Source organism: Gordonibacter urolithinfaciens (assembly GCF_900199375.1).
Taxonomy (GTDB): domain Bacteria; phylum Actinomycetota; class Coriobacteriia; order Coriobacteriales; family Eggerthellaceae; genus Gordonibacter; species Gordonibacter urolithinfaciens.
The window spans coordinates 417,356-430,069 of record NZ_LT900217.1 but is presented as its reverse complement, the minus strand read 5'-3'; the positions used below and the strand labels follow the sequence as shown (position 1 = coordinate 430,069).

Annotated in this window: 9 protein-coding genes; 8 read left to right on the top strand and 1 reads right to left on the bottom strand. The window is 69.8% G+C overall.

The genetic code is table 11. The features are described 5' to 3' along the window. Positions 1-417 precede the first annotated feature (417 nt). From BN3560_RS01930 to BN3560_RS01900, 7 genes are all read left to right on the top strand, one after another. Entirely contained in the window at positions 418-636 is a 219-nt protein-coding gene (locus BN3560_RS01930) for an acyl carrier protein (RefSeq protein WP_015539843.1), read from the top strand. 112 nt (positions 637-748) lie between these two features. Beyond that, positions 749-1,726: a nitronate monooxygenase gene (locus BN3560_RS01925; RefSeq protein ID WP_096226830.1), complete on the top strand. Its 978-nt coding sequence runs from the start codon at positions 749-751 to the stop codon at positions 1,724-1,726. Positions 1,727-1,941: 215 nt separating this feature from the next. Further along, on the top strand, positions 1,942-2,862 hold the full coding sequence (gene fabD, locus BN3560_RS01920) for an ACP S-malonyltransferase (protein ID WP_096228550.1): 921 nt from the start codon (positions 1,942-1,944) through the stop codon (positions 2,860-2,862). Positions 2,863-2,876: 14 nt separating this feature from the next. Continuing rightward, entirely contained in the window at positions 2,877-3,641 is a 765-nt protein-coding gene (gene fabG / locus BN3560_RS01915) for a 3-oxoacyl-[acyl-carrier-protein] reductase (protein ID WP_096226829.1), read from the top strand. Then, positions 3,638-4,927, top strand: coding sequence for a beta-ketoacyl-ACP synthase II (fabF, locus tag BN3560_RS01910; protein ID WP_096226828.1), 1,290 nt, complete (start codon positions 3,638-3,640; stop codon positions 4,925-4,927). The genes fabG and fabF overlap by 4 nt, the downstream gene beginning before the upstream one ends. A gap of 188 nt (positions 4,928-5,115) precedes the next feature. Next, on the top strand, positions 5,116-5,571 hold the full coding sequence (gene fabZ / locus BN3560_RS01905) for a 3-hydroxyacyl-ACP dehydratase FabZ (protein ID WP_096226827.1): 456 nt from the start codon (positions 5,116-5,118) through the stop codon (positions 5,569-5,571). Between the two features lie 38 nt (positions 5,572-5,609). After that, a complete protein-coding gene (locus BN3560_RS01900; RefSeq protein WP_096226826.1) occupies positions 5,610-8,174 on the top strand; it encodes an acetyl-CoA carboxylase carboxyltransferase subunit alpha in 2,565 nt (854 codons plus the stop codon). Positions 8,175-8,315: 141 nt separating this feature from the next. Here BN3560_RS01900 and BN3560_RS01895 read toward each other — a convergent pair whose 3' ends face one another. Beyond that, positions 8,316-11,618, bottom strand: coding sequence for a DEAD/DEAH box helicase (locus tag BN3560_RS01895; RefSeq protein ID WP_096226825.1), 3,303 nt, complete (start codon positions 11,616-11,618; stop codon positions 8,316-8,318). Positions 11,619-11,946: 328 nt separating this feature from the next. Here BN3560_RS01895 and BN3560_RS01890 point away from each other — a divergent pair, with 328 nt between their 5' ends. Beyond that, a complete protein-coding gene (locus BN3560_RS01890; RefSeq protein WP_096226824.1) occupies positions 11,947-12,687 on the top strand; it encodes an SH3 domain-containing protein in 741 nt (246 codons plus the stop codon). Positions 12,688-12,714 lie beyond the last annotated feature (27 nt).

Below are 12,714 nucleotides of genomic sequence, written 5' to 3'. Positions count from 1 at the left end.
CATCGGGCGAGGGCGCGCGCGATGCGGGCGCATGCGGTGCGCGGAGCAATGAAAGATCCATCGCGGAAAAGAACCCCCGAGGTCACCGTCTTGGCCGCTGTGAAGCGTTTTCGCGGCCGCGGGAGGTGCTTTCGCGGTTCGGGCGGTCTCGGTAGCTGCGTTTGCGCAGGTCGATGATCGCGCCGCGTTCCGACAATCTGTCGTAGGGCTTCACCGGGGCCAAAACGGTGACCTCGAGCCCGTCGTTTCGCGAACCTCCCTTTTCCCGAGCGGGGACGTCGGCCGCACGACGCCTGCGACGCGCAGAAATCGTGGAGGGCTTGCCGCGGGGCTTGCCGCGGGGCGAGCGGGTCCGTATCATTACCTCTGCGGAAATACTTTGATTATCAAACTAATCTGAACGCGAAAGGATACCCCATGGCTACCATCGACACCGTCAAGGAAGTGCTCGTGGAGAACCTCGATCTCGAGGCCGACAAGATCACCGAGGAGGCCACGCTCGAGTCGCTCGGCATTGACTCGCTCGACATGGTCGAGCTCATCTGCGACCTCGAGGAGAAGTGCGACGTCGAGTTCGGCGAGCCCGAGGGCATCGAGACGGTGGGCCAGCTGGTCGCGCACATCGACTCGCTGTAAAGGCGCGTTGACCGGGCCCCATCACGGGGCCCGCTTGCTTGACGGGCCCTGCGCAATGCGGCTCGTTCGCAATGTTCGCCCGGCGGGCTCGGGCGGTTCGAGGAAAGGGAGCATGGGCATGAAAACGAGGATTACGGAACTGCTGGGCATCGAGGTGCCCGTCGTGCAGGGCGCGATGGCGCGCATCGCCGACGCGAGCCTGGCTGGCGCGGTGAGCGAGGCCGGCGGCCTCGGCATCATCGCGTGCGGCGGCGCGCCGCTTGAGTGGGTGGAAGAGCAGGTGCGCATCGCCCGCTCGATGACCGACAAGCCCATCGGCGCGAACGTCATGCTCATGGATCCGAACGCGGGCGAGACGGCCGAGCTTCTGGCGAAGCTGCGCGTCGACGTCATCACGACGGGCGCGGGCAGCCCGGCGAACTACCTGCAGCTGTGGAAGGACGCCGGCATCAAGGTGGTGCCCGTGGTTGCCTCGAGCGCGCTGGCCGCGCGCATGGAGCGCCTCGGCGCCGACGCCGTGGTGGCCGAGGGCACCGAGGCCGGCGGCCATATCGGCGAGCTCACCACGATGGCGCTCATCCCCGCGGTGCGCGACGCCGTGTCCATCCCCGTGATCGCCGCCGGCGGCATCGCCGACGGGCGCGGCATGGCCGCAGCCTTCGCGCTGGGCGCCGAGGGCGTGCAGGTGGGCACCCGCTTCCTCACGGTGGACGAGTGCACCATCGCCGACGCGTACAAGGAGCGCGTGATCGCGGCGAAGGACGCAGACACCATCGTCACGGGTCGCGGCAGCGGGCATCCCGTGCGCTGCCTCAAGAACAAGTTCGCCCGCACCGTTCGCAAGCTCGAGGGCGACGTGGCGGCCAACGGCGACGAGCTGGAGGCGATGTACGTGGGCTCGCTCAAGCGCGCGGTCGAGGGCGACGTGGACAACGGCACGATGATGGCGGGCCAGTCGGCGGCGCTCGTGCGAGAGCGCGCGACGGCGGCCGAAGCGGTCGCTCGGATGATCGATGAGGCCGAGGCCCTCGGCAGACTCGACCTGGAGGCCCTGGCGGAATCGAATGCTCGCCGTGGGCGCGTTCGCTAAGGGGGGGCAACGTGACCGAACTTCAACCTGCGGGAGGGCCGATCGGCGGCGCCCAGTCGCTCGGACAGTCCTCGCTTCGCACGGGTGCGGCGACGCGAAGCGAAGCGAAGCTAGTCCCCGAAGGGGGAACTCGCTTGGTGGACGCCGCCGATCGGCCCGGCTCCACGTCGAATGCGAAACCGGTTTCCGCTATCGCTTCCGGGGCTCCTGTGTTCATGTTCTCGGGTCAGGGCTCGCAGAAACCGGGGATGGGGGCCGATCTCTTCGCTGTGGAAGAGGTGCGCGCGACGTTCGCCTGCGCCTCCGACGTGCTGGGCTTCGACGTGGCCGACCTCGTGCTCAACGCCGAACCCGAAAAGCTCAACGACACGCGCAACGCCCAGCCGGCGCTGTGCGCGCTGTCGGTGGCCGTCGCCCGCGCGCTCATGGCGCGCGGCGTTGAGCCGGCGGCGGTGCTGGGCTTCTCGCTCGGCCAGGTGAGCGCGCTCGCCGTGTCGGGCATGCTCGCCGACGAGGCCACGTTCGCGCTCGTGAAGGCGCGCTCGGAGCTCATGGCCGAGGCCGCTGCGGCGCATCCCGGCGCGATGAGCGCGCTGCTGAAGGCCGACGAGGATGCCGTGCAGGCCCTCTGCGACGAGTGCGCCGAAGGCGACGTGCTCGTGCCGGCGAACTTCAACTGCCCGGGGCAGATCGTCGTGGCGGGCACGCCGGAGGCCGTCGAGCGCGCCGAGGCGGCGTGGGCTGCGGCGGGGAAGCGCTCGTCGCGCCTGGCCACGTCGGGCGCGTTCCACAGCCCGCTCATGGCCTCGGCTGCCGAGGGGATGGCCGCCTATCTGGAGAACGTCGAGTTCTCGGAGCCGCGCGTGCCCCTCATCTGCAACGTCACCGCCGCGCCGCTGTCCGCCGCCGACGCGCGCGAGAGCCTCGTGCGCCATCTCACGAGCCCCGTGCGCTTCGACGCGAGCGTGGCCGCGCTCGCAGCAGCCGGCGCCGACACGTTCGTCGAAGTGGGCTTCGGCGGCGTGCTGGCCAACCTCGTGAAGCGCATCGACAAAACCGCGACGCGCGCCTGCGTCCAGGACCGCGCGAGCTTCGACGCGCTCCTCGCCGCCCAGGCCGCGCCCGATTCCGAATAGGAGCCCCTTCTCCCATGACCAACGAAACCGAAACCCCGCGCCGAAGCGCGGTCGTCACCGGCTCGAACCGCGGCATCGGCCGCGCCGTGGCCGAGGAGCTCGCGCGCGCGGGCTTCGACGTGTGCGTGAACTGCTCGAGCGAGCGCGGCCTCGACGAGGCCCGCGCCTTCGCCGCCGCCCTCGAGGCCGACTGCGGCGTGCGCGCCATCGCGGTGGCCGCCAACGTGGCCGACGCCGCGGAAGCCGCCGCGCTCGTCGATGCCGCCCACGAAGCGTTCGGCCGCGTCGACGTGCTCGTGAACAACGCGGGGATCACGCGCGACGGCCTTCTGGCCCGCATGAAGGAAGAGGATTTCGACGCGGTGATCGACGTGAACCTCAAGGGCACGTTCAACTGCTGCAAGGCCGCGGCGCAACGCATGATGAAGCAGCGCTACGGGCGCATCGTCAACCTGTCAAGCGTCGTGGGCGTGGCGGGCAACGCGGGCCAGGCGAACTACGCCGCCTCGAAGGCCGGCGTGATCGGCCTCACGAAGTCCATCGCCCGCGAATTGGCCGCGCGCAACGTCACGGCGAACGCGGTGGCCCCCGGCTTCATCGCCACGGACATGACCGACGCGCTGTCGGAGAAGCAGCGCGAGGCCATCCTCGGCCGCATCGCCTCGAAGCGCCTCGGGGAGCCGGAGGACGTGGCGAAGCTCGTGCGCTTTTTGGCGAGCGAGGAGGCCGGCTACATCACCGGACAGGTTATCTGCATCGACGGAGGTATGTCGCTATGAGCGAGAACAGCATGAGCACGGGCGCCACGCGCCGCGCAGACGGCACGCATCGCGTGGTCATCACCGGCATGGGCGCGGTATCGCCGGCCGGCGTGGGCGTGGGGGCGCTATGGGACGCGGTCATGGGCCGCGCGTGCTGCATCGGTCCGGTGACGCGCTTCGATACGGCCGACTTCGACGTGCACATCGCCGCCGAGGTGCGCGATTTCGACCCGTGCGAGCACGGCATCTCGAAGAAGGAGGCGCGCCGGTTCGAGCGCTTCGTGCAGTACGCCATCGTCGCGTCCGACGAGGCGCTGGCGCAGTCGGGCCTCGACCTCGAGGCCGAGGACACCACGCGCATCGCCTGCGTGTTCGGCACGGGCATCGGCGGCATCGACGAGCTGCAGAGCGGCTTCCGCGCGTTGGCCGAGAAGGGGCCGAAGCGCGTGAGCCCGCTGTTCATCCCCACGATGATCGGCAACATCGCCGCCGGCAACCTCTCCATCCGCTACGGCTTGCGCGGCGAGTGCCTGAACGTCGTGACCGCATGCGCCACCGGAGCGCACTCCATCGGCGCGGCCGTGCGCGACATCCGCCACGGCTACATCGACGCGGCGCTGGCCGGTGGCTCGGAGGAGTCCGTGTCGCCCATCTGCCTGGCCGGGTTCTCGAACCTCGGCGCGCTGTCGAAGGCCGACGACCCCTCCCAGGCCTCGCTGCCGTTCGACGCGCGCCGCGCCGGCTTCGTGGCGGGCGAGGGCGCGGGCGCCGTGGTCGTCGAGTCGCTCGAGCATGCGCTCGGCCGGGGCGCCGAGGTGCTCGCCGAGATCACGGGCTTCGGCTCCACCGGCGACGCCTACCACATGACGGCCCCCGAGCCCAGCGGCGAGGGCGTGGTGCGCGCCATGCGCCAGGCGCTCGAGGAGGGCGGCTTCTCGCCGGAGGACCTGGGACACCTGAACGCCCACGGCACCGGCACGCCCGCCAACGACGCCACCGAGTCCAAGGCGCTGCTGGCCCTCGTCGGCGAAGAGGCCGGGCGCGCCGTGCCGGTGACGTCCGTGAAGGGCACGACGGGCCACACGCTGGGCGCCGCCGGCGCCATCGAGGCCATCGTCTGCGCCCTGTCCGTGATGAACGACTGCGTGCCGCCCACGGCCGGCTTCGCCGAGGCCGACCCGGAGTGCCCGGTCAACGTCGTCACGGAGGCGAAGACGAACTACCCGCAGAAGGTGGCGCTGTCGAACAGCCTCGGCTTCGGGGGGCATAACGCCTCTTTGGCGCTATCGCCGTATCGCGGCTAGCGACCTGCGGGACGCGCGAGGAGGACGGTGCCGCCCAGTCGCTCGAACAGTCCTCGCTTCGCTGCGGAACTCGCTTGGTGGGCGGCACCGTCCTCCTCGCGCTCGTCGGGATTGCCGACATTGCGGGAAAGCGCATCCGTTCGGTTGCAGAAGAAGCCGAGTGTGCGTCGATTGAAGAAGGAGTCAACATGGATATCGAATATCCTTGTGGGAGGGACGTCGTCGAGGCGGTGCTGCCGCATCGCGAACCGTTTAGCTGGGTGAGCCGCGTCGTCGCGTGCGAGCCGGGCGTCGAGGTGACGGCCGAGTTGGACGTCGACCCCGCGCTCCCGCTGTTCGCGGGCCACTTTCCGGGCCACCCCGTGCTGCCGGGCGTCATCATCATGGAGGCGCTCGCGCAGGCCGCCTCGTTCTGCATCCTCGTGGAGCGCGGCGCCGAGAGGTCCATCGGCTTCCTCACCGGCATCGACGGCGCGAAGTTCCGCCGCCAGGTGAGCCCGGGCGAGACGCTCACCCTCAAGGGGCGCATCGTGAAGTCCTCGTCGCGTTTGTGCGTGGCCGAGGTGGAGGCGAGCGTCGACGGCCAGCTGTGCGCGTCGGCCACGCAGAAGTACGTGCTGGCGAAAGCGGAAGCACAGGCATGAGGCGCAGGCGCCCCGAGGCAAGAGGCAAGGAGCATCCGATGAGGCAACGCAAGCAGAACTACATCACGCTCTCCTGCGACGGCGAGGTCGTCCCGCAGCGCGGTGCGACAGCCCCTGCGCCGGAGTCGGCCGACGTCGCCTACCGCCTGTCGCGCATGGTGGAGGAGGCCGCGGCCGCTCTGCCGCTCGCCCCGAACGCGCTCGAGGCGGCCGACGCGTCCGAGTACACGGCGGTCGCCCCGGGCGAGGCCCAGGCCAGCTCGCGGGTGCGTGCCGCGGTCGACGCGCAGGTTGGTACGTCTGTCCCGGCCGCCAAGCCCGTAGCGCTCGTGATGGCGCGCTCCAAAGCGGCCAAGCGCCTGCTGCAGGCCGTGGCCGATGCGGGCTTCTGCGCCTGCGCCGTGTACACGCAGGACCGTCGCGGGGAAGGGTACCTCAAGGCGGCGCAGCGTGCGGTGTGCTTGGGCGAGCGCTACTCCGACGCGCTCTTCTGCAACGGCCATGCCGTGTTGCAGGCGGCGGACGAATGCGGCGCCGCGGTGGTGCTGCTCTCCGACGAGGCGCTTCCGCTGGCCGAGGTGGACAGCTTCCTTGCCCGCGCCGCCGCGCGAGGCGTGCGCGTGTTCCGCGCGATGAGCCCGGACGCGTCGGCCCTCGGCTGGATACTCTGCTCCACCGACAAGCCGCCGCTCGATGACGGCACGTGGCGCACCTGCCCGCGCTGCGGCCTCTCGTTCGACGAGGCGAGCCTGGCGTCGGGACACTGCACGTGCCCGTCGTGCGGCGGCTACTTCCGCATGTCGTCTGCCGAGCGCATCGACGACACGCTCGACGCGGGCAGCTTCGCGGAGTGGAACCGCTCCGTGCCCGAGACCGACCCGCTGGGCTTCCCGGGCTACGGCGGCAAGCTGGCGGCGCAGCGCGCCAAGACGGGGCTCGAGGAAGCCGTGCGCACGGGCGAGGGCCGCATCGCGGGTTTGCGCGTGGCCGTGGGCATCATGGAGTCGCAGTTCTTCATGGGCTCCATGGGCTCGGTGGTGGGCGAGAAGCTGTGCCGGCTGGTGGAACGCGCCACCGATGAGCGCCTGCCCGTCGTTATCTTCACGGCCTCGGGCGGCGCGCGCATGCAAGAGGGCCTTGTTTCGCTCATGCAGATGGCGAAGGTTTCGTGCGCGCTCGCACGCCATGCCGAGGCGGGGTTGCCGTACCTCTCGGTGCTCACCGACCCAACCACGGGCGGCGTGACCGCGTCGTTCGCCATGCAGGGCGATGTGATCCTGGCCGAGCCGGGTGCCCTCATCGGCTTCGCGGGCCAGCGCGTCATCAGGGACACCATCAAGCAGGAGCTGCCCGAGGGCTTCCAGACGGCCGAGTTCGCGCTCGAGCACGGCCTGATCGACGCCATCGTGGAGCGCTCCGAGATGCGCGCGACCCTCGCGCACCTGCTGGCCATCCACCTGGCCACCGCGAGGTCGAACCGCGGCGCGCACGAGCCGGGCGACCGCGCCATCCTCGTGGACTTCCAGACGGTGCGCGACAACCTGGAGCATGGCACCGACACGTACAACACGGTGACGTACGGCCTGCTCGAACCCGAGGGCGGCCTGCCGTTCGGCGAGTCGTCTCCCTGGCGCCCGCGGCGCGCCCAGCAGCTGCTGGGCGGCCTGGCGGGGCGCCTGGAGCGGAAGGCCCCCGGCGCCGTGTCGCCGAAGCGCCTGGGGAAGGTCCTCGCTCGCGGCGGCTTCGACGCCGAGGGCGGCGCGTCGCTCGAGGTGAACGGGATATCTGCCGACATCTCCGCCGCTGCGGCCGCCGACTCCGGCAACCGCGCCTGGCAGAGCGTGCAGCTGGCGCGCAACGTGCACCGGCCCACGGCGCGCACGTACATCGACGCGCTGGTGGACGGCTTCATCGAGCTGCACGGCGACCGCTCCTTCGGCGACGATGCGGCCGTGGTGGCGGGCGTCGGCTGGATCGGCGGGCGGGCCGTGACGGTGATAGCGCAGGAGAAGGGGGCCGACCTGAAGGAGCGCATCCGCCGCAACTTCGGCTGCCCGCAGCCGGAAGGGTACCGCAAGTCCCTGCGTCTCATGCGTCAGGCCGAGAAGTTCGGCCGCCCCGTCGTGTGCCTCGTTGACACGCAGGGCGCGTTCTGCGGCATGGAGGCCGAGGAGCGCGGGCAGGGCAACGCCATCGCCGACAACCTGCTGGCGCTCGCAGGCCTGCGCGTGCCCGTGGTGAGCGTGCTGGTGGGCGAGGGCGGAAGCGGCGGTGCGCTCGCGCTCGCCCTGGCCGATCGCGTGGCCATGCAGGAGCACGCCGTGTACTCGGTGCTGTCGCCGGAGGGCTTCGCGTCCATCCTCTGGAAGGACCGCACCCGCGCCCCCGAGGCGGCCGCGGTCATGAAGATGAGCGCGGCGGAGGCGTGCCAGATGGGCATTGTGGACGCCGTGCTCTCGGAGGGTCCCGCCCCCGCCCACGAGAATCCCGAGGCCGCCGCCGAGCAGGTGCGCGCCTACGTGAGCACCGCCCTGGCCGAGCTCGCCGAGCAGCCGACGGATGCCTTGCTGCAAGCCCGCTACGAGCGCTTCGCGAAGTTCTAGCGGCCGCCCGGCCGGGGGACGTGACAGGGGGACGGGGATAATGTCTCACGCTCTCCGGTGCGACAGGGCTACGCGAGACGTTCGAGAGCGTGAGACATTATCCCCGTCCCCCTGTCACGTCCGGACGCGGCTGGATCCACGCTATCCCTGCAGGAGGTCGATCAGGTCCTCGCGGGTGAGGCTGGCCAGCGAGACGCCGCCTGCGCCGACTATCTGCTCGGCCAGATCGCTCTTCGCCTCTTGGAGGCGCATGATGCGCTCCTCGATGGTGCCTTTGGCGATGACCTTCTGCACGCTCACCACCTTATCCTGCCCGATGCGATGCGCGCGGTCGGTGGCCTGGTTCTGCGCGGCGGCGTTCCACCAGGGGTCGGCGTGCACGACCACGGAGGCGCCCGTGAGGTTGAGCCCGGTGCCGCCCGCCTTGAGCGATACGAGGAACACGGGCGTGTCGTCGGCGTTGAAGGCGTTCACCAGCGCGAGGCGGCGCTTCTTCGGCGTGGCCCCCGTGATGGTGAAGTAGCCCACCCCCGCGGCGTCGAGCCGTTCCGCAATGCGGTCGAGGAAGCTGGTGAACTGGGAGAACACGAGCGTTTTCTCGCCGGCGTCCCGGGCGGAGGACACGAGCTCCATGATGGCATCGAGCTTGGCCGCGCCCCTCTCGTAGTTCTCGTAGAGCAGGCGAGGGTCGCAGCACAGCTGTCGCAGCTTCGTGAGCTCGGCGAGCACCTCAACCTTGCGCTGGTCGAAGCTGCGGTCGTTCCTGTTCTTGCGCTGCGCGGTCAGCTCCTCGCGCAGCCGCTGCTCGTGCGCGGCGTACAGGCGCAGCTGCTCGCCTTCGAGCGGCGCGTACACGATGGATTCAAGCTTGTCGGGCAGCTCGCGCAGCACGTCGGTCTTCAGGCGGCGCAGCATGAACGGCCCCGCGACGGCCTGCAGGCGCCGTGCCGTCTCCTCGTCGCCGCCCACGATGGGCAGCTCGAAGCGCTCGCGGAAGCGGTTGTACGGTCCCAGAAGGCCCGGCATGAGGAAGTCGAAGATGCTCCAGAGCTCGCTAAGGCGGTTCTCCACGGGCGTGCCGGTGAGCGCGAAGCGGTGTTGCGCCTGCACCCGCTTGACGGCGCGCGTGGTGAGGGTCGCCGGGTTCTTGATGTACTGCGCCTCGTCGAGCACGCAGCAGAACAGCCCGCGTTCCGCCCATGCGGCCGCATCGATGCGCAGGAGGTCGTACGAGGTCACGAGCACGTCGCACCCGTCGCCCTCGAAGGCCTCGCGCCGCAACTGCACGCGTTCGCGTTTCGTGCCCGCCACGGCGCGCACGTCGAGCTCGGGCGCGAACCGCTCGAATTCCGCGAGCCAGTTGTACACGAGCGAGGCGGGGCATACGACAAGGGAGGGGCCGACCGTGCGCGCTTGCTCTCGCCGGGCGAGCAGCAGGGTTATGATCTGCACCGATTTGCCGAGGCCCATCTCGTCGGCCAGCACGCCGCCGAAACCCGCGTCGCAGCGCGCCGAGAGCCAGCGGAAACCCTCGGCCTGGTAGGGACGCAGGACGTCTGCGAGCGCCGGTGGCACGTCGTAGGCGCGCTCGTCGGTTGTGCGGAAGCCTTCCACGTAACGCGTGAACGAGCGGTCGCGCGCAAGGTCGGCCTCCTCGTCGAGGTAGAACGCGCGGTAGGCGGGCAGCTCCGCCGAGCCTGCGGCCAGCTCCTTGGCCGTGAGCCCCAAGTCGGCTGCCAGGCGGTCGAGCTGCGAGAGGTCGAAGTCCTGCAAATCGAGGAACATGCCGTCTCGCAGCCGGTGGAACCGCTTGCGCTTGCGGTAGCTTGCCAGAAGCGACGCGAGCTCGCGGGCGGGCAGGTCGCCCGAATCCAACGTGAGGTTGATGAGGTTGCCGGCGAGCGACACGCCCAGCGACACGCGCGGCTTCTTGTCGCGGATGAGGCGGTCGAACGCAGGCGTGGTGAACACCGTGCCCAGCGCGCGGAACTCCGTGAGGCCGCCGAACAAAAGCGCGCCCACGGCCTCGTCGTCGGCGAGGGAGAGCGAGGCGTCTGCCGCATCGAGGTACCTTGCCGCCAGCTCGCCCGCACGCGCCTCCAGGCGCTCGTCGCGCAGCGGGCCGGAGAGCTTCGGCGGTGTTTCCGCCTTCTTCGCCGCCGCTTCCGTTTCCGAGGCTGCGTCCGGCGCGCCTTCCTCTTCCTGTACCTCGCCGCCGAACAACAGATGGCGTGCCTCGCCATAGGCCGCCCAGGCTTCGCAGGTCACGCGTGCGTCGTCGCGGTCGAAGAAGAATTCCAGCTGGCAGGGCACCGGCTTGTAGGCAGCGATCTGGGCGGGCATGTCCACGTGCAGGTGCTGCTCGATAGTCGGCAGCGCCGCCGCGCAGAAGAGCGGCATGTCGGCCTCCGCCACGTAAAGGTCGCTCTCGCTGCTGTCGTAGACATTGCGCAGGAAGTCGGCGCATTGGGCGAACTCGGGCGAGCAGTTGTGGAAGAGGCCGTCCTTCCACACGTAGAGGCGCTCTCCCTGCGCGGCCAGGGCCAGGAGGTCGGTGCGCTCGATACGGTAGCCGCCCCGATCGGCGGGGCGCAGGGCAACGGCTATGCGCGGGTCTTCTTCCACGACATGCGTGCGCACGGTCCGCCGTGCGCCGGCCTCGTCTTCCTCCATGGCGAACTCCCGTCCGGCCAGGAGGTCGAGCAGCTCGACGGCCTCGGCATCCGAGAGCTCCAGGTCGCGTCCCACCACGCTCGAGGAGCGGTAGCGCCAGTACGCCGCCGCGCTCGTCTGCTCGCGCAGGGCCACGGCGCGGTCGAGGAAGAGCGCGACGCGCCGGGCGTGCTCGGTGAGCTGGGCCGGCACATGGAGGAACGCGAGCTTCTTGCCGTAGGAGAAGAACTCGCCCGCGCGCATGCGCTCGACGAAGTCGGAGACGCCCTTCATCGCATAGGAGCCCTGCGGCCCTGAAAGGCGGAAGTGCGCCGACCACGAGCGGTAGCCGAAAACGAGCGTGGTCTCGATATCGACGTTTCCGGTCGCCTTCTGCGTGCCAGACGCCCGCGCCGCGCGCTTCATGTAGTCCTCGATGCAGGCCGAGGTCGTGCGCGTGCGCTGCGCCTGATAGCCGAGGAACCGCTGGGGTGCGCGACGGTAGGAGAGCATCAGCGCCGCGCAGTGCTTGCACATGCCGTCATGCTCGCGGTAGGCCGGGCAGGTGCAGGAATAGTCCAGCACGATGCCGCTGTCATCCTCGAAGCACACCGACGTGCGGTAGCGGTCGTCCCAGCCGCTGCTCGATGCTACGAATGCCGAGAGCGTGACCTCGTCGCCATCGTAGCGCACCTGCTTTGTGAGGATGTTGCGGTCGGAGGCGGCTATCTGCTCCGCGCGTGCCAGGGTGCGCGCGGAGCAGATAGCCGCGAGGGCGTTCTCCGGGATCATCGGTGCTTTCCCCACCTTCCTCTCCGAACGGGTGTACTAGTTCATCATACTACAGCACCGCCTGCGCGGGGCCTGCGGCCGGAGCCCGACGCGAAAACGGCATCGGGCCCGTCGCGGCCGGGTTGGATCGCGCGACTGCGCCGCCGCACCGCTGCGCCGCTGCGCCACGCAGTTGTGCTGCCTTGGCTGCGTTTCGGGCGCGCTTCCCTCAAACCTTCATTGAATGCCCTGGGTCTGGGCCGGCCCGATGTGCGAAAGCGTCATACTTTTCTCCAGGAGGGAAGCGCGGGCAGTTTGCTTGCGCAAAGAACGAAGGAGAAGCGAGACGATGAAGATGATGAGAACCGCGAAGCTCATGCTCGGCGGCCTGGCCGCGGCGGTGATGCTGACGACGGCTGTGGCCGTGCCGTGCGCGTTCGCCGAGGAGGGCGTCACCACCATGGCCACTACGGCTCCGCTCAACCTGCGCGAGGGCGCCAACATCAACTCGAACATCATGGACACCATGCCCCAGGGCACGTCGGTGCAGGTGTTCGGCATGACGCAGGACGGCTGGTACGACGTTGAGTACAACGGTGTGCGCGGGCACTGCTGGTACCAGTACCTCGACTTCGAGGGTACGGCCGAGGGCACCGTACACGACGGGCACGTCACCGACATGTACGCCACGGCGCCGCTCAACGTGCGCGCGCAGCCCAACACGGGCACCTCGATCATCGGCTCGCTGGCCGAGGGCCAGTACGTGCCCGTGATCAGCAAGCACGACGGCTGGTTCAAGGTGAGCTTCAACGGCCAGGAGGCGTACTGCTACGGCGAGTACCTGGGCTTCGGCCAGACGGGCGCCGACAAGTGCCAGGCCGCCGCGCCCGAGGACATCTCGAACAGCCAGATGAACAAGCTCACCACGACGGCACCCCTGAACGTGCGCGCCGAGCCGGGCACCGACGCCCGCATCCTGGGCTCGTTCGCGGCTGGCGAGTCGGTGAGCACTATCTCGGTGGAGGGCGACTGGTACAAGGTGAAGTACGGCGACCAGACAGGCTACTGCTACGGCGACTACCTGGAGTGAGGGCTGGCTGAAACCTGAATCCCTGCA